Annotated in this window: 21 protein-coding genes and 1 riboswitch; of the genes, 13 read left to right on the plus strand and 8 right to left on the minus strand. The window is 58.4% G+C overall.

Annotation, left to right across the window (positions count from 1 at the left end; all coding sequences use genetic code 11):
* Positions 1–332: 332 nt before the first annotated feature.
* The 6 genes from grxD (at position 333) to NW839_RS05615 (ending at position 4869) form a co-directional block, all read left to right on the plus strand.
* A complete protein-coding gene (gene grxD, locus NW839_RS05590; RefSeq protein WP_041437553.1) occupies positions 333–671 on the plus strand; it encodes a Grx4 family monothiol glutaredoxin in 339 nt (112 codons plus the stop codon).
* Positions 672–700: 29 nt separating this feature from the next.
* Complete coding sequence (locus tag NW839_RS05595) at positions 701–991, plus strand: BolA family protein (RefSeq protein ID WP_414329320.1); 291 nt, start codon at positions 701–703, stop codon at positions 989–991.
* A gap of 44 nt (positions 992–1035) precedes the next feature.
* Complete coding sequence (locus NW839_RS05600) at positions 1036–1392, plus strand: phage holin family protein (protein ID WP_414350501.1); 357 nt, start codon at positions 1036–1038, stop codon at positions 1390–1392.
* Positions 1393–1850: 458 nt separating this feature from the next.
* Positions 1851–3407, plus strand: coding sequence for a B12-binding domain-containing radical SAM protein (locus NW839_RS05605; protein WP_414350502.1), 1557 nt, complete (start codon positions 1851–1853; stop codon positions 3405–3407).
* A gap of 51 nt (positions 3408–3458) precedes the next feature.
* Positions 3459–4619, plus strand: a complete 1161-nt coding sequence (locus tag NW839_RS05610; RefSeq protein WP_414380504.1) for a SpoIID/LytB domain-containing protein — start codon at positions 3459–3461, stop codon at positions 4617–4619.
* Between the two features lie 37 nt (positions 4620–4656).
* A complete protein-coding gene (locus NW839_RS05615; protein WP_414350506.1) occupies positions 4657–4869 on the plus strand; it encodes a hypothetical protein in 213 nt (70 codons plus the stop codon).
* Positions 4870–4914: 45 nt separating this feature from the next.
* Here the strand turns inward: NW839_RS05615 and topA are convergent, their stop codons facing one another.
* On the minus strand, positions 4915–7710 hold the full coding sequence (gene topA / locus NW839_RS05620; RefSeq protein ID WP_414350508.1) for a type I DNA topoisomerase: 2796 nt from the start codon (positions 7708–7710) through the stop codon (positions 4915–4917).
* A 195-nt stretch (positions 7711–7905) separates the two neighbouring features.
* Here topA and NW839_RS05625 point away from each other — a divergent pair, with 195 nt between their 5' ends.
* From NW839_RS05625 to NW839_RS05635, 3 genes are all read left to right on the plus strand, one after another.
* On the plus strand, positions 7906–8355 hold the full coding sequence (locus tag NW839_RS05625) for a VOC family protein (RefSeq protein ID WP_414342591.1): 450 nt from the start codon (positions 7906–7908) through the stop codon (positions 8353–8355).
* A 162-nt stretch (positions 8356–8517) separates the two neighbouring features.
* Positions 8518–9486: a CobW family GTP-binding protein gene (locus NW839_RS05630; protein ID WP_414350509.1), complete on the plus strand. Its 969-nt coding sequence runs from the start codon at positions 8518–8520 to the stop codon at positions 9484–9486.
* 44 nt (positions 9487–9530) lie between these two features.
* Positions 9531–10403 carry a hypothetical protein gene (locus NW839_RS05635; protein WP_414350510.1) on the plus strand — a complete coding sequence of 291 codons (873 nt, stop codon included), beginning with the start codon at positions 9531–9533 and terminating at the stop codon, positions 10401–10403.
* Between the two features lie 330 nt (positions 10404–10733).
* On the opposite strand, the gene NW839_RS05640 is transcribed toward NW839_RS05635, so the two are convergent.
* Positions 10734–11702, minus strand: a complete 969-nt coding sequence (locus NW839_RS05640; RefSeq protein ID WP_414350512.1) for a 30S ribosomal protein S1 — start codon at positions 11700–11702, stop codon at positions 10734–10736.
* Between the two features lie 195 nt (positions 11703–11897).
* Here NW839_RS05640 and obgE point away from each other — a divergent pair, with 195 nt between their 5' ends.
* The 4 genes from obgE to NW839_RS05660 are packed head-to-tail and all read left to right on the plus strand — an operon-like array spanning position 11898 to position 14781.
* On the plus strand, positions 11898–12941 hold the full coding sequence (gene obgE, locus NW839_RS05645) for a GTPase ObgE (protein WP_414342608.1): 1044 nt from the start codon (positions 11898–11900) through the stop codon (positions 12939–12941).
* 60 nt (positions 12942–13001) lie between these two features.
* Positions 13002–13376 carry a hypothetical protein gene (locus NW839_RS05650; RefSeq protein WP_238376778.1) on the plus strand — a complete coding sequence of 125 codons (375 nt, stop codon included), beginning with the start codon at positions 13002–13004 and terminating at the stop codon, positions 13374–13376.
* Positions 13377–13394: 18 nt separating this feature from the next.
* Positions 13395–14108 (plus strand): L-threonylcarbamoyladenylate synthase, encoded by a 714-nt coding sequence (locus NW839_RS05655; RefSeq protein WP_414350514.1) that lies wholly within the window; start codon positions 13395–13397, stop codon positions 14106–14108.
* Between the two features lie 55 nt (positions 14109–14163).
* On the plus strand, positions 14164–14781 hold the full coding sequence (locus tag NW839_RS05660) for a PAP/fibrillin family protein (protein ID WP_414350516.1): 618 nt from the start codon (positions 14164–14166) through the stop codon (positions 14779–14781).
* Here NW839_RS05660 and NW839_RS05665 read toward each other — a convergent pair.
* The 6 genes from NW839_RS05665 to trpC all read right to left on the minus strand — a co-directional run bounded on the left by NW839_RS05665 (position 14778) and on the right by trpC (position 21017).
* A complete protein-coding gene (locus tag NW839_RS05665) occupies positions 14778–15677 on the minus strand; it encodes a hypothetical protein (protein ID WP_414350518.1) in 900 nt (299 codons plus the stop codon). The two genes, NW839_RS05660 and NW839_RS05665, sit on opposite strands and share 4 nt — an antisense overlap.
* 97 nt (positions 15678–15774) lie before the next feature.
* Positions 15775–16815 carry a sirohydrochlorin chelatase gene (locus NW839_RS05670; protein WP_414350531.1) on the minus strand — a complete coding sequence of 347 codons (1041 nt, stop codon included), beginning with the start codon at positions 16813–16815 and terminating at the stop codon, positions 15775–15777.
* A gap of 32 nt (positions 16816–16847) precedes the next feature.
* Positions 16848–16984, minus strand: a riboswitch (cobalamin riboswitch).
* Between the two features lie 127 nt (positions 16985–17111).
* On the minus strand, positions 17112–19427 hold the full coding sequence (locus NW839_RS05675) for a heavy metal translocating P-type ATPase (protein ID WP_414350520.1): 2316 nt from the start codon (positions 19425–19427) through the stop codon (positions 17112–17114).
* Between the two features lie 112 nt (positions 19428–19539).
* On the minus strand, positions 19540–19734 hold the full coding sequence (locus NW839_RS05680; RefSeq protein WP_011433913.1) for a heavy-metal-associated domain-containing protein: 195 nt from the start codon (positions 19732–19734) through the stop codon (positions 19540–19542).
* Between the two features lie 59 nt (positions 19735–19793).
* Positions 19794–20033, minus strand: coding sequence for a DUF5340 domain-containing protein (locus NW839_RS05685; RefSeq protein WP_041436722.1), 240 nt, complete (start codon positions 20031–20033; stop codon positions 19794–19796).
* 63 nt (positions 20034–20096) lie between these two features.
* Positions 20097–21017 (minus strand): indole-3-glycerol phosphate synthase TrpC, encoded by a 921-nt coding sequence (gene trpC / locus NW839_RS05690; protein WP_414350522.1) that lies wholly within the window; start codon positions 21015–21017, stop codon positions 20097–20099.
* Positions 21018–21027 lie beyond the last annotated feature (10 nt).

Genomic DNA, 21027 nt, shown 5'->3' on the forward strand with positions numbered 1-21027 from the left:
CCGCCGAGGGGCCTGAAACCCTTGCCCAGAGCGGGATCGACCGGGTCAACGGAAGAATCAGGGTTTGAGGTTTGTCGCCGACCCTGTCGCTAACCATGTTGGTGTAGAAATTAACATGGATCCTGGGGTCGCTGCCTGGATAGGTTGGGGGCTTGGGCCAGCCCTGGGCAATGGGGCTTGCTGGTGGCGTCCGTAGAACAGAGTCTATGAGAGAATCTCTCGGCCCAACCGTGGGAAAAGTGTCGAGCATGTTAAAAGTAGACGAAAATGAGATCTCGATAGGATGCCAGTTTGCCTATCGACTGTTGTCGCTATAGTGGCTGAACACCATGCTGGATCCCCTTTTGGAAGAGAAAATCCGTGAGCAAATCCGCACCCACAAGGTGCTCATCTACATGAAGGGCACCCCGGAAATGCCCCAATGTGGGTTTTCCTATGCCGCCGTTCGTGTGCTGGATAGTTTGGGCTTCCCCTACACGGCGATTAACGTACTCGAGGATCCTGAGATCCGCCAGGGGATTAAAGAGTTTTCCAACTGGCCTACTATCCCGCAGATTTATATTGATGGGGAGTTTGTGGGTGGTTGCGACATCATCCAAGAGATGCACGCCCGCAACGAGCTGCGTCCGCTGGTCGAGGCAGCCTTTGCTAAGGCCACGGCTCAATCTTAAGGGATCCCATCTCATCCAGAGGGGTTGCCATGCTTACCCCCGACTACCTTCGGCAGCACCTGATGGAGAAGCTGCAGGCTCTTCATGTGCAGGTGGAGGATGAGTCCCACCTTCACATCGGCCACGGGGGCGGGACAGGAGGGCACTACCGAGTTCAAGTAGTGTCGCCTTCGTTTGTCGGCAAAACGACCCTACAGCGACATCGCCTGGTGTATGCCGCTCTGGCGGAACACATGGGGCGGAGCATTCATGCTTTGGCCCTGCAAACTTACAGCCCTGAAGAGGTTTCTGCGCAAGGGATCCCTGAGGAGATCAGCTAGCATAGAGGGCAAAATCGCGGCCCCATCAGGGCAGAGGAGGGAGCATGGCAACTCTTTTGGCCACCTGGCTGATGTCAGCCTTGAGTGTAATGATCCTGGCTTGGCTTTTGCCCGGGATCCACGTCTCCGGGTTTGGCGGGGCTTTGGTGGCGGCTCTGGCCATTGGTCTGGTCAATGGTTTGGTTAGGCCGATTCTCCGGTTGATCACCCTGCCGATTACAATTCTTACCCTGGGCTTGTTTTGGCTAATTTTGAACGGCATCTGCTTGGTCATTGCCGATAAGCTGGCCGGGAATGCTTTCAACATCGATAATTTCGGTTGGGCGTTCGTCGGCGCGATTGTACTTTCCATCGTCAGTGGCTTGGTTCAGCAGGTTTTCGAGCAAGGTGTGCAGAACTGACTCTGTCTGGAGCTGCCAAGGGCCAGGGTTGATATTGCTGTTCTCGAAAGAATTGCGGCAACACTTTATTCAGTTATTCAGTGAGCAATCTCTTCAGTAACTTTTAAGGCTCAGCTCAGATCCTTGGTTAGATAGTCATCCAGAGAGGCTTCCTGAAGAGTAGGCTGGGAGAACGTCAATACGCTACCCGGTGGCAGCCGTCCTTTGAAGTCATCGGCAACTGCACTCTCTTGGCCCTACCTGCTCAATCGCTGCTCAAGAATCACAAGCTTCTCCATAGGAAACCTGCACAAAACCTGTAAACTACTAACCCAAAGAAGGTACTACGGGTAAGCATACCGAAAAGTTTTTACAGCAGCTTTATTCAAGGCCACTTGTAGGATTGCCTAATCAATAAAAACGAATGGGAAAAAGGCGAGGATGAAATCAATTACGCTGGGATTTAGGAGCTGGTCGGTATGAAGGCATTGCTGCTCTATCCGCGTTTTCCTCAATCATTCTGGTCTTACAATCGCACCATTGAGATGGTGGGGCTAAAAGCGCTAATGCCACCTCTGTGCTTGATCACCGTTGCTGCTTTGCTGCCCCAACACTGGGAGATTCGCTTTGTGGATCGCAATGTCGCTGCTGAAACAGAAGCCGATTGGCACTGGTGCGATCTGGTGATCTTGTCGGCCATGCTGGTGCAAAAACAAGATTTCCACGCCCTGATTCGCAAGGCTGTACAACTGGGCAAAAAAGTAGCTGTGGGCGGGCCCTATCCAACTTCTGTGCCGCAAGACGCCCTGGAATCCGGGGCTCACTATTTGGTTTTGGACGAAGGGGAAGTGACCATACCGGCTTTCGTCAAGGCCCTAGAAGCAGGTCAAGAGTCGGGCATTTTTCGGGCCGCCGAAAAGCCGGACGTAACCCAAAGTCCTTTGCCGAGGTTTGATCTGCTGCGTATGGATCAATACTTCATGATGTCAGTCCAATTTTCGCGAGGTTGCCCCTTCAATTGCGAGTTTTGCGACATCATCTCTCTTTACGGACGCAAGCCGAGAACCAAAGAGCCAAGTCAAATGCTAGCCGAGCTGCAAGCTCTCTATGACTTGGGTTGGCGGGGTTCGGTATTTGTGGTGGATGACAATTTTATCGGCAATCAGCGCAACGTCAAGCGATTTTTACGAGAGCTGATCCCCTGGAGCCAGGAGCGCAATTACCCATTTACCTTTATGACAGAGGCTTCGGTTAACCTGGCCGAAGATGAAGAACTGATGAGGTTAATGGTAGAGGCGGGTTTCTATGCTGTCTTTTTGGGCATTGAGACTCCAGACCAAGACAGCTTACAGATGACCCAAAAGCTCCAGAATACCCGCCACCCTTTGGTGGAGGCCTGTCGCAAGATCAACGATGCTGGACTGCTGATCTATGCTGGGTTTATTCTGGGCTTTGATGGAGAGCGGCCAGGAGCAGGGGAGCGCATTCAGGCTTTTGTCGAGCAAACCGGTATTCCTCAGCCAATGCTGGGCATTTTACAGGCTTTGCCAAACACACAGCTCTGGAATCGCTTGAAGAAAGAGGAACGGTTGCTGGAAGGGATCGGCGTGACTGAGTTCGGCGATCAAAATACGCTGATGAATTTCATTCCCACCCGTTCTCTATCGGAGATTGCCCGAGAGTATCTGGAAAGTTTTTGGAAACTGTATGATCCTGCGCGATATTTATCTCGCTGCCTGCAACAGTGCCTGAATATCGGCATCAAAGATGGCCGACGGCAAATGATGAAGCTGCCCCTTCGCAAAGGGATCCACCTGCTTCTACAACTCATCTGGCGGCAAGGGATCCTTCATCCCGAAATCCGCGCCCAATTTTGGCGGCAGCTATGGACGATTTGGCGACAGAAACCGAGCCTGCTGAACCTATATTTGGGCCTCTGCGCTGCAGGAGAACACTTTTGGGAATATCGGGAATTGGCCCGCGCCCGGCTTACCCAGCAACTGGGATACGATCCTTTGCTGGCCAGCTCATCTTGACAGTATTTCTGGGGGAATGGTCTATCGATAGAGGATGCCCGGATGGGGCCTATGCGGCGACGACAGTTGGGGGCGATGGTGCTGGGATCCCTGTGGGCTGTTTGGGGAGGCTCTCGGCAGGCCCAAACGTCCGGGCGCGGAGATTGGCTGGCCGTGGAGCTGTTCAGCCGCTGGAGTGCGGATCCCTTGGCCGAGTTGGAGCTGATGGGCCCTTTTGTTTTAAATCAGCAGCCTTTTCCAACAGGCACCTGGAAGTTACAGGTTCGCCGCCAAGAGCTCCTTCTGACCGGGCCGGGACAGCCTCGTCGCTACCAGGGATCCCTTTGGCTACAGGGGGGAGCCCTGCGCCCCTTCGCAGGGGAGGAGCGTCGCTATCGGGGTTGGGTACAGATTTGCCCGGAGGGTTCAGGTCGCCTGCATCTGGTGAACTGGGTCAAGTTGGAAGACTATCTGCTGGCTTTGGTGCCCAGCGAAATGCCTGCCGATTGGCCAGCCGCCGCCTTGCAGGCGCAAGCCATCTTGGCCCGCACTTTGGCCATTCCCCATCTGCACCCCGGCCCCAGAAGAGAATGGCCCTCTACCTCGATAAGGCTATTGCAAGACTCCACCGCCCACCAGTTCTATGGTGGCCTGGCCTATGAGACGGCGGCGACCACTGCTGCGGTGCAGGCAACCCGAGGGCAGATCCTAACCCATGCTGGCCAGCCGATAGAGGTTCTGTTTCACTCCACCTGCGGCGGTCACACCAGCGCCAATCAGGATATTTTTGCCCCACCCGCCCGCCCCTACCTACAAGGGGTGATCTGTGACGGGTGTCGCGCCTCTCCTTTCTATGGCCCTCACAGCGTCCGACTCAGCCGACGGGAGTTGGAGCCAGCCTTCGGCAACGGCGATCTGGAGATTGTGCAGTCGGATCCCTGGGGTCGCCCCCTGCGCATCCGCGTTGGATCCCAACTGTTGACTGGCCAAGAGTTTGTGCTGCGCCTTGGCCAAACCCTGGGTTGGGGGATCCTCCCCAGCAACCGCTTCACGTGGGAACGTCTCCAGCCAAAGGCCGGCCAGCAGGAAGTGTACCTTTTTACCTATCGCGGAGCCGGCCATGGGGTGGGACTGTGTCAGTGGGGATCCCGTGGCTTGGCCGAGCAGGGCTACACGGCGCCGCAAATTCTCAATCACTACTTCCCCGGCACCCAGGTGATAACGCTGAGCTGAAGGCTGTTGGCCCCGACTCCAACTCTCATTTACCCCCGTGTCCCTTGCACACCCCCATCGTCGCCATCCTGCCTACTGCTACTGCAGCGAGCTGGAACATGCCCAGATTCTCAAGTGCCAGCAGCAGGATCCCTTGCCGTTTGCAGAAGCGATGCGGGTGCATTGCCAATCAGGAAGCCGCCGTGGCCGCTGCTTGCGGCCCTTGAAGCAGTTGTGTCGTCAGCAAAACTGTTACATGGCTAACCCCTAAGCCACCCTGAGCAGGCGACCTTGGGCTGTGGCAGAAAAGCTGACTTCAGGCGCGAGCTTTGGGCGTGATCCTCACAATGGTGGAACGGGATCCCACCTGGGCTGACCCATTCGCTTGCGGCTCTTTGGCCATCCCGCCGCCGGTGGAAGTTGTTTGTGCTTTACGCCGCTTCTGCGGCACAGCATTTCCGGCCTGCTGGGCTGTAGGGCTGCTGGAGGCAGTTTTGGCTTGGGTTTTACTGACCGAGGAGCCCGCTTTGCCGGTCGAGCGGCTTTTCCCCTTGACCTCTGCAGAAGAGACTTCTTTTTCAGCCAGCACCTGCAGGGCCATTTCCAGGGTAACCGCTTCGGCAGGGATCCCTTTGGGCAAAGAGGCATTGACCTTGCCATGTTTGACATACAGCCCGTAGGGGCCGTCGTGCAGATTGACCGGCTCACCATCCTCAGGATGGGATCCCAGCTCCCGCAGCGGCTTGGCCGAGGCGCGCCCACGGCCTTTCTTGGGCTGGGCCAGCAGCTCCAGCGCCCGCTCCAGGCTGATGGTCAGCACATCCTCATCGGCGGGCAGAGAGCGGAAATCGCCATCGCAGACCACGTAGGGGCCGAAGCGGCCAATGCTGGCCTGCACCTTTTTCCCCGATTCCGGGTGTTCCCCCAAGGTGCGGGGCAAGCTCAGCAACCCCAAGGCAATCTCTGGCGTAACCTGATCCGGTTTCAGCCCTTTGGGCAGAGAGGTGCGCTTGGGTTTTTTGTTGTCCTCAGAAACTTCCCCCAACTGCACATAGGGGCCATAGGGGCCCTGCGGGATCACGTAGATGGGCTCTTGGGTTTCCGGGTGAAAGGCAATGGGCTTGGGGCCTTCCTGCTTCCGCTGGATTAGCTCCGCAATGTGTTCTGCGCTCAGATCGGCGGGGGGAATATCCTCCGGCAAGTTGGCGCGCACCTCTCCGGACTCGGTTTCGACCGCCACATAGGGGCCATAGGGGCCAATGCCGATCTTGACAGGCAGGTTCTCCAGATGGATGGAGCGGGCCAGGCCGGAATCAATTTCCAGCTCGCGCGCCTTCACCTGTCCCTCGAGACCCTGCTCGCCCAAGAAGAAATGGCGCAGATAGGGCAACCACTCCGCCTGTCCAGAAGCAATGTCGTCCAGCGTTTGCTCCATCTCGGCAGTGAAGCGGGTATTCACCAGGTTGGGAAAGTATTTTTCCAGTAGCTCGGTGACTGCAAAAGCCGTGTAGGTGGGCACGAGGGCACTTCCCATCGGCCTGACGTAGCCACGGCTCATGATCGTATTCAAGATGGTGGCGTAGGTGCTGGGGCGGCCAATACCCTCACTTTCCAACACCTTGACCAAGGACGCTTCCGTATATCGGGCCGGGGGCTGGGTTTCGTGGGCAACGGGTTCCAGCTTCCGGCAGCGGAGGGGATCCCCCTGCCGCAACAGAGGCAGATGCACCTCCCGATCTTCCAAAGCCGCCTCTGGGTCGTCGGATCCCTCCACATAGGCGCGGAAAAAGCCGGGAAAATCGATGCGCTTGCCGCTGGCCCGGAACACCGCATCGTCTACGGCGATGAGTACGATGGTGTGGGTCTGCCGCGCCTCGGCCATTTGGCTGGCGACGGTGCGCTTCCAGATCAGGTCGTAGAGGGCCAGCTCCTGGCCGGAGAGGGGGGTTTGGCTGGGCAGGCGAAACTCTGATCCAGCAGGACGAATGGCCTCGTGGGCTTCTTGCGCCCCTTTGGTTTTGGTGGTGTACTGACGGGGCTCGGGGCTGAGATATTCTCTGCCGTACATCGACTCCACGCAGGCGCGGGCAGCGCGGATGGCCTGCTCCGACAGGTGGACCGAATCGGTGCGCATGTAGGTGATGTAGCCCTCTTCGTAGAGCTTTTGGGCAATGCGCATCGTCTGCTGGGCCGACAGGTGCAGCTTGCGGTTGGCCTCCTGCTGCAGGGTGGAGGTGGTAAAGGGAGGGGCAGGTTTGCGGGTGGAGGGGCGCTCTTCCACAGAGCTGACGATCCAGGCTTTTCCCAGCAAGCGATCCCGCAGGGCCTCGGCCTGGGCCTGATCCAACAACACCACATCCCGCCCGGCAATGAGCTGGCCGGTGCTGGGATCGAAGTCTTGCCCATTGGCCAGGCGTTTGCCACCCAAGCTCACCAGCTCTGCTGGAAAGACAGCCTGCTGGCCGGCGACGGTCGTTTTGGGCTGCAGCTCCGCTTTGAGATCCCAGTAGGAGGCTTTTCTGAAGGCGCGCCGCTCCCGCTCTCGATCCACCAAAAGCTTGACCGCCACCGACTGCACCCGCCCTGCCGAGAGTTTGGGGGCAATTTTTTTCCACAGCAGCGGCGACAGGGTATAGCCCACCAGGCGATCCAAGATGCGGCGGGTCTCCTGGGCACGCACCAGTTGTTCATCCACCTCACGGCAGTTTTGCAGCGCCTCCTGAATGGCCTCGCGGGTAATCTCGTGGAACACCATGCGGCGGGTGGGCACTTTGGGTTGCAGCACCTGCTGCAAGTGCCAGCTAATGCTTTCCCCTTCGCGGTCTTCGTCGGTGGCCAGGATCAGCTCGTCCGCCTTCTTGAGCGCTTCCTTCAGCTCCTTGACCACCTTTCTTTTGTCCTTGGGGATGACGTAGAGGGGCTCGAAGTCGGCGTGGACATTGACCCCCAGGCGGCTCCACTCTTCTCCTTTCAATTCTTCTGGAATTTCAGATGCCGAATCGGGAAGATCCCGCACATGTCCCATCGAGGCCTGAACCTCATACCCCGCAGGCAAGAACCCACGGATGGTACGGGCTTTGGTGGGAGATTCGACAATGACCAGCTTAGGCATAATTGAGGTTGGCAGCAATCGGCTTAGGTTGTCGCATTTCCCGCCCCAAGGATTGGGCGGGCCAGCATACACTGCAAGAGGTGCTTAAGATAGACAGCCTACTTTTCTGGAGCGTAGCAAGTCTACCTGCGCTTGACCAGCCGTCATCGGCGATGATCCGAGCGGTCTGGCCCCATCTGGCTGCTTTGCAGGACGATGAAACTACACCATTTTTCCATTCGCACCGCCGATATCTTCCGCTCCATCGCTTTTTACGAGGGGCTGGGCTTTGCGGTGGAAGAACGCTTTACTGCCGGGATCACGCTGGCCTGCTGGATGCGCGGCCCCTGGGGGCGTTTGGAGCTGATGCAAGTGCCGCAGCCCCATCCTGCCCCGGATCCTTTTGGGGATCCCCACTATGTGGGCTACTATCACCCCGCTTTTGAGGTGGGCCCCGAATGGGGATCCCTGGCCAACTACCTAGAACATTTGCGAGCGCAAGTGCCCCTTACCCTGCTGCTGCCGCCCCAGCTCCAGCAAATTGGGGGCCAGGTCTATGAAGTGGCGTTCATCGCCGATCCCGATGGCCTGCCGATCGAGCTCATTCGTCCCCAGGGATCCTCAGGAGAGAGTCTGCCCCAACGCCCAGAGGACATTAATAAATAGTTGGATAACTAGTTGATGGGTTAGAGGATCTAATTTGGGTGGGAGCGGTCGTTCCCCCTTGTCCAGATCCTGGAGAGCCAACCCTAAAGCTAAGCTAGTAGAGCTTCTGGGGAACTTGAGAGAAGGGTTTGTTGGCCGCTTGTCAGTTCAGCCTCACCTGATATGAAAGCTCAGCTTCCGGTGACGATTTTGACAGGTTTTTTGGGCAGTGGCAAAACCACGCTGCTCAAGCGCATCTTGGAAGAGGAGCATGGGTTGCGCATTGGGGTTATCCTCAACGAGTTTGGCGAGATTTCCATCGATGGCGAGTTGGTCAACATGCCCGAGGGGGGGCTGATGCAGCTCAACAATGGTTGCCTCTGCTGCACGGTGCGAGAGGATTTTGAACGGGCGGCCCGCCAGCTGCTCCAGCATGCCCAGGCGTTGGACTATCTGGTGGTGGAAACCAGCGGCGTGGCGGATCCCAGGCAGGTGACCGAGCTATTTGTGCAGAGGGTCTTTCATGAGGAGTTGCGCCTGGATGGCGTGGTGACCTTGGTTGACGGTGCCGAATACTGGCGCAATTTCCAGCGCTCGCAAACCGCCGCCCACCAGATCGGCAGCGCTGACATTTTGTTGCTCAATAAGGTGGATTTGATCGACGAAGCCGAACGAGAGCGGATCCTTCTCGATCTGCGCCGCTACAACCCCGCTGCCCCTTGCCTGCTCACCACCCATGCCCAGGTGCCTCTGGCCCGCATCTTGGATGTGCATGCCTTCCGCCCAGAATTGTGGGATCCCAGGCTCCCCAATGCAGAGACTGAGGCCCACCATAGCCATCACCTCGAGGAGGACGGGATCCAATCGGTGAGCTTTCAACTGCAGCAGCCGCTGGATTTGGGGGCCTTTCGCGATTGGCTACAAGACTTGTCCGAGACCGTTTTTCGCGCCAAGGGGGTGCTGTCGGTTCTGGATGAGCCGCAGCGGGTTATCTTTCATCAGGTGGGCCAGCGGCAAACCCTTTTTCTGGAACGGGACTGGGATCCCGATGAGCCCCGCTTGTCCAAAATTGTGTTGATTGGCAAGGGGCTGGAGCGGGAGCAGCTAGCTGCCGGCCTCAGCCGGGTGTGTGGGGCAACCGCCGCTGGCTAAGGATCCTCTTCAGTTTTTTCGGTTTTTGGATTGGGTGACCTGGGATGGCTCGCAGCAAACTTTCAGAGCAAGAACAACAGCAAATTGTTAGCGCCTACCGCGGCTCGACAGCGACCGCCGTCGAATTGGCGGAGCAATTTCAGGTGAGCATCACCACCATCACCCGCGTGTTGAAGGAAAATATCGCTGCCGATGAGTATCAGCGGTTGATCCATCTCAAACGCTCGGCTGCCCGCCGCAAAGACATGGGGGAAAAAGCTGTTGTTGGCGGGATCCCAGCCCCAGAGCAGCAGATTTTGCCGCTGGAGCCGGAGCTGCCTTTTTCATCTCCCTCGCTGCAGCCGAACGCAAACGACGAAGGCGAGGATAACACCGCTGGAACAGAGTCTCTGCCAAAACTGCCCCCAGAAGAACTGCAGTTGGCGGCTGAGCTTCAGGAAGATGTGGAGGATGTCGGGGAAGAGGATGAGGAAGAGACCGAAGAAGACCGTGACCTCGAAGACGAGGATGAGGACGACCCTGACTATCTCCTAGAAGATGAAGATGGGCCAGAAGAGGATCCCCTCACCGATCCCAGCTATCAAATTCAGGTATTACCCCTGGAAGAGCTCACCCTACCGGAAACCTGCTATGTCGTTGTTGACCGCTACCAAGAACTGACCACCCGCCCTCTCAAAGAATTCTTTGGCTCGGGATCCCTGCCCATCGAAGGGATGGATAACGCCAATACGCTGCCGATTTTCGACAGCCACAAGGTGGCCCGCCGCTTTTCCGAAATGAGCCGTCGGGGCAGCAACACCTACCCACCCTACCGGGTAATCCAGTTTCCCGGCTACATTCTGGAGATTGTGCGCACCCAACTGCAAAAGAAAGGCATCACCCATCTGCTCGTAGATGGGCAAATCTACAGTCTTTGACAGGATCCTCAAGCTCAGAAGTGGGGGACTCCTGTTACTGGCGCAGGTTGGCAACACTACGTGAACGCCAGCCGCACTTCCTGTTTTAGCCTACCTCGCCACAGCAGCAGTACCCGTCTCTTCGGACATTTGGACTGCCCCCGCCCCCACGGGCTTATGGATCGCTCCTCAGCTCCCCACTCACACTGATGGAACCAAAGGCTCATGCCGTGACATACTCCCGCACTCATGCTGATGCAAAGCGCTCCGCGCCGCTAAAGCGAGAGAGGGCGGGGCTTCTCGGCGGCCTAGCTAAGCCTTGTAGCAGGCAGAAATACGCAAAGTTTGTGATCATTCCACAGCCGCCGCCGCGTATTCCAGCTCCTCTTCCACCACTTCCGGTGGGGCCTCTGCCGCTTGTCCTTGCTTAGCGGCCAACAGTTGCTCGCGGTACTTGGCTGCCATTTCCTCAGCCTTCTCGTAAACCAGCTTGGGATCCCGAATCATGTCGCCGGGATTGGGCTCCAGTTGCTTGGTGGACAGCGAGATCCGCCCCCGCTCCGCATCTAGATCGATGATCATCACCTTCACTTCGTCGTTGACGTTGAAGACGCTGTGGGGCGTGTCAACATGATCGTGGGAGATCTCGGAAATGTGCAGCAGGCCGGAGACGCCGCCAATATCGATGAAGGCACCATAGGGCTTGATGCCCCGCACCGTGCCAACCACCACCTCGCCCACTTCCAGCTTGTTCATCTTCCGCTCCACCAAGGCGCGGCGATGGCTCAACACCAGGCGGTTGCGGTCTTCGTCCACCTCCAGAAACTTCAGGGGCAGCTCTTCGCCCACCAGCTCTTCTTTTGGCTTGCGGGTGCTGATGTGGGATCCGGGGATAAAGCCCCGCAGCCCCTCAATCCGCACCAGGGCTCCACCTCGGTTGGTGGCAAAAATGGTTGAGCGAACGGTGGCATCTTCTTTCTGGAGCTGCCGTACCCGTTCCCAGGCCCGCATGTACTCGATGCGACGGATGGAGAGGGTCAGCTGTCCCTCTTCGTTTTCTTCGGTGAGGATAAAAAACTCGCGGGTTTCTCCGGGCTGCAGCATCTCGTGCGGGTCTTCCAGGCGGCTAATCGACATCTCCTGGAGCGGCAGAAAGGCAGCCGTTTTGGCCCCGATATCGATCAAAGCACCGCGTGGCTCCACCGAGAATACTGTACCCGCCACAATTTCGCCAGGGCTGAAGTGATAGTCGTACTTATCCAGAAGGGCGGCAAAGTCTTCAGTGGTAAAACCTACATCGGCAGCAGTGAATCGACTCATAGGGGTGCAGTAACAGATCAGTTGCGCGGGATAAAGGGTAGAAGGCCAATCGAGTTTGGCAGGATCCCACTTCCACTTTCCCACCTGGGGAGGATGTGGCTGGGAAATACCATCGTAGCTTAGAGGAGCGTCTTTTGTGGCAAGTTTTCCGGCATCTTGCCAAGCTGGAAGATAGAAGATTTGGAGGAAGAGCAATTGCACTTTATCGACCAAGCCGAAATTGAAGTGCAAGGGGGGAATGGCGGAGATGGCATCGTTGCCTTCCGCCGTGAAAAGTATGTGCCGGCTGGGGGGCCATCCGGCGGCAATGGAGGGCGGGGCGGCTCAGTGATCCTGGTGGCCGATCCTGGCCTGCAAACTCTGTTGGATTTTCGCTTTCAACCGGTGATCAAGGCGGAACACGGGGCCAAAGGGGGGCCCAACCATCGCAGCGGGGCCAGTGGTGCGGATCGGCTGGTGCGGGTGCCCTGCGGTACTGTGGTGTTCAATGCGGAGACGGGGGAATTGTTGGGCGATCTGGTGGGCAAGGGGGATCAATTGCTGGTAGCCCGTGGGGGCAAAGGCGGCTTAGGCAATGCCCATTTTTTGAGCAACCACAATCGCGCCCCCCGCCAATTCACCAAGGGCGAAGCGGGAGAACGGGTGCGCCTGCGCCTGGAGCTGAAGTTGATTGCCGAGGTGGGCATTGTCGGCCTGCCCAATGCGGGCAAGTCCACTCTGATTTCGGTGGTCTCCTCTGCCCGGCCCAAGATTGCTGACTACCCCTTCACCACGTTGCAGCCCAATTTGGGGGTGGTGCCCCATCCATCGGGAGATGGGGTGGTGTTTGCCGATATTCCGGGGCTGATCGAGGGGGCGCACTTGGGGGTGGGGCTGGGCCATGAGTTTTTGCGCCATGTGGAGCGTACCAGGGTACTGATTCATTTGGTGGATGGCACGGCGGCGGATCCCGTCAAGGATTACCAGGTTATTCAGCAGGAGCTGCGCGCCTACGGCCACGGGTTAATCGATAAGCCACAAATCCTGGTTTTGAACAAGATCGATGTTCTGGATCCCCAGCAGGTTGCCGAGCGCGCCCAGAGGCTGTCTGCTGCTGCCGGCACTTCGGTGGTGACCATTTCTGCGATTGCCAAGCAGGGGCTGGATGCCCTCTTGCAGCGGGTGTGGCAGTGCCTGGGTCGGGGATCCCAACAGCCTGCGCAGTTGGATCTTGTGGGGGCAAAATCCATCCAGTCCTAGGGCAGAAGAATCTTAGAATGGGAAAGCCCCTGCCTTCCCAGAACCCAGAGACGAGTGGCTATGTATATCTCGGCGGAGGATCTGCCACCGGATTTGCGTCAGATTATGTTGGCCGTTGAACAGGCGGCCCAGGCGAGGGCGGGAGCGTGTGTGGAGCTGCTGATGCTCCTGCGGCTGCTGGAGGAGTTGCACCGCGCGATCCTGGAAGGTGCCTTTCGGGAGTCTTTGCCCAACACCCGTCAAGCTCTGTATCGGGTGCTTCAGGATTTGGAAGAAGCCGGCGACTGGCCCTATCTGCCCCGTCTGCACATCCAAGCCCTGATGCAACAACTGAAGGACTGGCCCGAATCTCAGGGATCCCCGCCCGCGTCGGTGCCACCGACCCCCCGCCCTCTTGTGGAAAACCCCCTGGGGGGGAGCTGCTCCCAGTCTTGACCTCTTCCCATCTGCCCGATGGCCGAGTACTTTAAGCTGCATCCGCAACAGCCCCAGGCCCGTTCCATCCGGCGGATTGCGGCGGCTTTGCGGGAGGGGGCGGTGATGCTTTACCCCACCGATACAGTCTATGCCATTGGCTGCGATGTGACCCACAAACAAGCAGTGGAGCGGGTACGCCGTATCAAGCAGCTCTCCAACGACAAGCCTCTTACCTTTTTGTGCCCTTCTCTCTCACGCATTGCCCACTATGCCCAGGTAACCGATTCGGCCTATCGGCTGATGCGGCGGCTGATCCCGGGCCCGTTTACGTTTCTGTTGCCGGCCACCAAGCTGGTGCCCAAGTTGGTGATGGAGCCCAAACGGAAAACCACCGGCATCCGCGTGCCCGATTCTGCCATTTGTCAGGCTTTGCTGGAAGAGTTGGGCAATCCAATTGTCTCCACCTCTGCCAAGCTGGGGGGGGATCCCGTCGGATCCCTGGGCTTAAGTTTTGGGCAAACCTGGGAATGGGAGAGCGACCCCTGGGATGAGGGTGGGATCTTTGCGGCTGAAGAGATGCGGCAGTTGGAAAAACAGGTGGATCTGGTGCTGGATGACGATGCCCCCCGTCGGGCCAAGGTCTCTACGGTAATTGACTTGACGGGATCCGAGCCGCTGGTGGTGCGGGCCGGGCTGGGGTATGAGCAGGTGGCAGATCTAAATCTGAAACCCGTAGAAGAAGACGGTTAAGGGCAGAGGGATCCCGCGTTCTCTAAAATAGGGTCAGTGCCTTCGGAGTGTGCCCATGTCTGAGGCTCTGGCTCAGCAAAAATCGGCTCTGCTGCACCTACTGGAGGCGACCGACCGGGGCCGGAAAGTTTCCCCTGACCAAAAAGCCCAGATTTTGTCTCAAATTGCCGCCCTAGAAGCGCTCAACCCCACCCCCAAGCCAACATCTGCTGCTGAAGGGTTGGAGGGGAACTGGCTCACCCTATTTACCACGAGCACAGCTCTGCTGCGGCTGGCACAGTTGCCTTTTTTGACCACCGGCGAGATCTACCAGTGTATTCGGGCCAAGGCTGGACGGGTCTTCAACGTGGCGGAGATCCAGGGATCCGGTTGGCTGGAGGCTTGGATGCCACGGGGAGTCTTGGCTGTATCAGCGCGCTTTTACCCCGAATCGGAGCGTCGGGTGAGGGTGATTTTCGAGCGATTGGTGTTCGGATCCCAAGCTTTGATGAGCTACGAGATCGAGAGCTTTCTCTATTTGCTCGAGCAGGCTCCGGAGCGAATCCCGGCTATTCAAATCGATATCCGCCGCCGCGAGCCAACGGGTTGGCTGGATATCACCTATTTAGATGAAGACTTGCGGCTGGGTCGGGGCAGCGAGGGGAGTGTATTTGTTCTAAAGCGGGTCGGCTAGTCGGAGGATCCAGAGGACTCCGTTTCCGCCCTTTCGTGAGATAGGTTTTGGGTTAGGGTGAAGCCTATTTCCTGGAGAACTTGCAAGGCGCGGTAGGACTCCCGCAAAGTTTGCAGCTCCTGTTGAGTTTGCTCCAGTTGCCGGGCCCATTCTGCCTGTTGGGAGCGCAACTCTCGATTTTCCAATTTTTTGCGCTGCAGGATGCGCTTGAGTTTTTGCTGCTGCTGCTGGAGTTGAGCCCGCTCTGCTTCTGCGTGTTGCAGTTGGGTCCTTTGGCGTTCCAATTCTATTTTCAGGGTGGTGACCTGGGATTGAAGTTGGCGGAGCTTTTGGCGCAGCGCTTGCTCTGGCGTGGGTTTGGTCGACTCGGAGCTTGGAGAAGGGGAAGATGTTTGTAGGTTTTGCAGATGCTGTTGTAACTGTTGGGCTTGGGCCTGCAGGACTCGAGACCGTTGCTGCTCGCTGCGCAGTTGGGCTTGGGCGCGTTCACAGGTCTGGATTTCGGCTTTCACCCGCTGCTTGATGCGGTCAAGGATCTTTTGATGGCGGAGCTGGGTTTGCCGGATCTCCTGAGCCACCTGCCAAGGGCGAGGATCCCCCTTAGGTTGTCGTGGCTCGCCGCCGTGGTCGGCAGGATCAAAGGGAGATAGGGTCGCCACCAGCGATTCTCGAAAGTCGCTCCAGGAAGCCGATTGCAGACCCATCTGAACCACCCGCCAGGCCCCATAGGAGGCCCCAGCGGCAGCCAGGATCCCAGGGATCCCGGCCAGGGAGAGGGAAACCTTGGGCAGGGTGGGCAGGATCTGATCCAGCAGCCCCACCACCAGGGCGAAAACAAAGATCCCGCTCCCCGCGGCAGCGGCACCTGAAACCCAAGAGGAGCGGGAGAGCATCATCGTTTTTTCGTCATCACAACCGCTAGAGCGGGAAAACCAGGTTCAAAAATTGCCTGTCTGCACTCAGTTTATCCCGCCAGCAGCCTCTGTTTCCCTCTTAGGGCACCTGCCATGCCCGTTGGTGGTAGCCCTCTAATTGGGCCCAGGGATCCCCAGCCGCTGCGTGGGTATGGCCGTGGTCGTGGTGAGGGTGGGAATGAGGATGGTGATGGGATCCGTGCCCGTGATGGTGGTCATGAGGCTCGTGAGGATGGTGATGGGTATGCCCAGCTCTGACCTCTGCGCTCACGGCCAGGCGAAACTTGCACAGGTGGCAGTTCATTTGGGTTTGGCCCTGCAGGGCTTCCTGCTCCAGTTGCTGCAGGCTGTGCAGCACCGTATCCACAAGGCCCAATTCCGGCAGCATCAGCCAGTCGATTTCCGGCTGTCGTTGTCGTTGTTTCTCCACTGCCGCCTCAATTTTTTTCACCAGCACTCCGGTAAACAGGAAGTAGGGCAGCACGATCACCCGGCGCGGATGCCAGGACAAGGCCCGCTCCAATCCCACGGGCAGGCGGGGATGGGTAATGCCGATAAAGCAAGTTTCCACAGCGGCAAACCCAGATCCTTCCCAAAGCAACCGGGCCAGTTTACAGGCTTCGGCATTGGCCTCGGGATCGCTGGAGCCGCGACCCACAAACAGGAGCACGGTTTCTGCTTCTGGGATCCGCTGCGGTTGGGCGGCCATCAAAGCGGCCAATCGGTCTCGCAGCAGTTGCAGGATCTCGATGCGGATCCCCAACGGCCCACCGTAATGAATGCGCAACTGGGGATAGAGGGCCTGCAGGCGATCCAATTCCATCGTCACATCGAACTTGTTGTGGCGGGCCCCAAACAACAGCAGCGGCAGGACCACAATCTCTTGCCACCCTTGGGCAATACACTGCTGGATCCCTTGGGCGATACTCGGCTCCGTCAGCTCCAGAAAACAAGGGATCACCGGTCGATGGGGAGTGAGGGATTGGTAGACTTGGGCCAACTCCAGAAAGGCTTGCCGCCCTTCAGGGTCGCGGGATCCGTGGCCGATAAGCAATAGGGGCAATGAAGGAGAAGCAAGCTGCCCAACCGAAAGGGGAGGGGAAACACTGAGGGTATTCAACACAAAAAACTCCGTTCCTTGTGAATCGCAAGGGGTACAGGACAACGGCAGGTGGGTGTTCTGGCTGAGGGAGGGATCCCATCACAGTTGCGTCACAGTGGCGGACTTGCACCGCGCTTTCCCCAGTCTGCCTGAGCCTTTCAGGTTAGCTTGCCTCTTGCCATTCACCAAGCTCCCGGGGGGGATGTTCTTGTCTGCCAGAAGATAGCCCTGAGGCATGAGCGGTACGGCAGACTCATGCTCAAAGGGCAGCAAAACTGTTGCCGCGCTAATCCCCCTTGCCCCTGGGAGAGGGCCTAACGCCGGCCCGCTGGTCTGGGGGGCTGAAAGTGTCGCAGGCGCAGGGCATTGGCGACCACCGAAACGGAACTCAGGGCCATGGCTGCCCCCGCCAGCATAGGGTTGAGCAACCAGCCTGTAAAGGGATAGAGCGCCCCAGCGGCAATCGGGATCCCCAGCGTGTTGTAGATAAAGGCGAAGAAGAGGTTTTGGCGGATGTTGTTGAGGGTGGCCCGGCTGAGTTGAATGGCTGTGGCGACTCCCCGCAGATCCCCCGACATGAGGGTAATATCGCTGGCGGCCATCGCCACATCCGTACCTGTACCAATGGCGATCCCCACATCGGCTTCTGCCAGAGCCGGAGCATCGTTAATGCCATCTCCCACCATCGCCACCCGCCGTCTCGGTTGTCTTAGGCTGCGTATGTAAGCTGCCTTCTGATCCGGACGGACTTGGGCAATTACCCGCTGAATGCCTGCTTGCCGAGCAACCGCTTGGGCCGTGGTGGGGTTATCCCCAGTTAGCAGGATCACCTCTAGACCCATCTGTTGCAGCTGTTGCACTGCCTCAGGAGAGGTGGGTTTGAGCGGATCGGCAATGGCCAACAGCCCCACCAGGCTCTGGGATTGGGCTACGCCGATCACCGTTTTGCCCTGGCTTTCCCAATTCTGAACCCGCTCTGACCAAGAGGGATCCCAGGGGATCCCCATCTCCTGTAGCCAGCTCAGCCGACCGATGCGAATCCACTGATCTTCCACCCAAGCTTCTGCCCCACTGCCTACCCTTGCCTGAAAGTGCCAGGCAGGAGGGATCACAATTTTTTCGGCTTCGGCTTTCTGCACCACCGCCTGGGCCAAAGGATGTTCCGAGTGCCGCTCCACCGCCGCTGCCAGGCGCAACACCGCCAGGGGAGAGGAGCCGTGGGCCCAAATATCGGTGACAGTGGGACGACCTTCAGTCAGGGTGCCAGTTTTGTCCAAGACCACCGTGCGCAAGTCGTGGGCCAATTCCAGGCTGTCGGCACTTTTCACCAGGATCCCCAATTCTGCCCCTCGTCCCGTGGCCACCAGGATCGAGGTGGGGGTCGCCAACCCCAGCGCACAAGGGCAGGCGATGATCAGCACCCCAATCGTGTTCACCAAGGCCAGCGTCAGGTTGTCCGCCAACACCCACCAGAGCACGAAAGTTAGAACTGCCACCCCAATCACTGCCGGCACAAACCAGGCAGTCACCCGATCCGCCACCTGTTGAATCGGAGCTTTGGATCCCTGGGCTTCCTGCACCAGGCGCACGATCTGGGCCAGAACTGTGTCTTTGCCCACCCGCCGCGCTTCCATCACAAAGCTGCCCGTCCGATTCAGCGTTGCCCCAATCACCTCATCCCCCGCCGATTTGACAACAGGCAGGCTCTCGCCGGTCACCATCGACTCGTCGAGGCTGGAGGATCCCTCTAGGATTACCCCATCCACCGGCACCTTCTCGCCGGGGCGCACCCGGATCCGATCCCCCACCTGCACTTCCCGAATCGGAATATCCTGCTCCACCCCCTGGCGAATTACCCTTGCCGTTTTCGGTTGCAGCCCGATCAGCTTGCGAATGGCCTCAGAGGTTTGCCTTTTGGCCCGTTGCTCCATCCACTTACCCACCAGGATCAAGGTGGTGACCACCGCCGACACTTCGTAATACACATCGGGATGCAGTCCCTGCCGATGGAAAGAGTCGGGGAAAACCGTTGGGAAAATGGAATAGAAGAAAGCCGCGCTCGTCCCTAAGGCCACCAGCGTGTTCATATCCGCCGAGCGCCGTTGCCAAGCGGCCCAAGCGCCTCGATAAAAATGCTTGCCCACCCAAAACTGCACCGGAGCCGTCAGCAGCAACTGCAACCCAGGATTGTGCAGCCACATGGGAAAGCCCGGGATGTCCATCCCCAGCATCATCGGCAGGGATCCGATCACCAGCACCGTGCTGATGCCCACCCCTATCGCCACCTTGAGCTTCAGTTCCCGTTCTGCGGCCCGTTGGGCGATCCGCTCTGGATCCGACAGATCGTCCAGCTGCCAATCCTCCTGGATAAGGCGCGCCCGATACCCCGCCCGCTCCACCGCCCGAATCAGCGCCTGCGGATCCACCAGCCTGGGATCCCCTTTGACGGTGGCCTGCTCGCTGGCAAAATTCACTGATCCGTGGGACACCCCCTGCACCTGAGCGAGGGCCTGTTCGATGCTGCGGGCGCAGGAGGCACAGCTCATCCCTTGCAGGGCCAACTGCCAGGTGCCCTCAGGAGAAGGCGCAGAGGCCGATAGTGCACCCGATGACCCTTTATGGGCAGACATGGCAACACCTTGTTGATGAAACGACAGCTACTCTCCACCCTGGGCAGGGCGAAGGCAGCCATCTGTACAGAAATTCAAAACAGACGCCCGACCGTTCCCGGCCCAAAATTGACTAGGCCGGGGGATATCCCACCTGGGTGAGGGCCTGCCGCAAATCGCCCACAGGCCGCTCAGAAGTAATCCGCACCTGTTTGGTTTTGGGATCCCCTTCCACCTGCGCCTGGGGATCCAGTTGCCGCACCGCTTGCGCAATGGTGTCCACGCAAGCCCCACAGGCCAGCTTGGGCACCGTCAAAACAACCTGCATCTTGGAAACCCCCCCCAATGCCACTGAAAGGATGCTAAACCTTACAGTGGGCTGGAAGGTCAAGAGGGAGGCTGAGGCTCGTCCATATTCCAGCGGTAGTCCACCTGATAGCCCCGCTGTCGCCACTCTTCCTCCAGTTGCACCTGTTGGGTGAGGGCTTTGCGCAGGGAGTTGATCAGCTCTTGCGTGCGGCCTCGGTTGCCAAAATCCTGTTCCTCTACTGCCGGAAAGGTTTGCCGCTCCAACACCCGCAGCAGAAATTCGTAGTGGATATGAGCCGGCACAGGAATACGTTTCATCGATCCAAGCAATCCTTAGAGATCAATTGTTCTCGCAGAGATCCATTGATAAATGGTTTTCATTCACTGAGATGACAACAGGTGGCGCACAGCTTGGCCGGGATCCGGCTGGGTCACCAGCGCTTCCCCCACGAGCACAGAGCGCACCCCCCAGGCCCGCAACTGCTGCAGATCGGCGGGGGTATGGATGCCGGACTCGCTGACCACAGGCAGATCGCCAAGGAGCTCCGAGTGGGCGGCCAACAGGTTGCGCGTTGTGTTTAAGTCCACCGCAAAGGTTCTCAGATCGCGATTGTTGATGCCAATGAGCACCTGCCCCCTGGAGTCTTGCAGTTGAGGCAAACGCAACACCCGCTGCAACTCTTGGGAGGTGTGCACCTCCAGCAGAGCCGCCATGCCCAATTGCCGAATCAGCTTGAGAAAGTAGCCCAAATCCGCATCGGAGAGAATGGCGGCAATCAAGAGCACCGCATCTGCCCCCAGGCTGCGGGCCCAGAGGATTTGGTAGGGGTAGAGGATGAACTCCTTGCAGAGGATGGGGATCCCTACTGCCTGACGGATCCGGCGCAGATACTCGCCGCTGCCCTGAAAGAACCGCTCATCTGTGAGCACCGAGAGGCAACTGGCCCCACCGGCTTCATAGCTCTGGGCAATGGCTACCGGGTCAAAGGGATCCCGCAGAACGCCGCGGCTGGGAGAGGCTTTTTTGACCTCGGCAATAAGGGAAACAGGGTGAGGCGACTGGGTGAGGGCCGCCACAAAATCCCGCACCGGCGGGGCTTGATCCAGTTGCTGTTGCAATTGCTTGAGGGGAAGCTGCTCCCGTTGCCGCTCCACCTCCTGCTCTTTATGCCAGACGATCGCTTCCAAAATGTGGCGCGGTTTGGCTTCCGGCGCTGTTGTCTGGTACACCTGAGAGGCTACGACCACCGGCGGGGCAGGAGAACGCCGACGAACAGAAAGCGGCTCACCTTGCAGCTCCATACAACCCCCG

Source organism: Synechococcus sp. R5-15 (assembly GCF_047462035.1).
Taxonomy (GTDB): domain Bacteria; phylum Cyanobacteriota; class Cyanobacteriia; order Thermostichales; family Thermostichaceae; genus Thermostichus.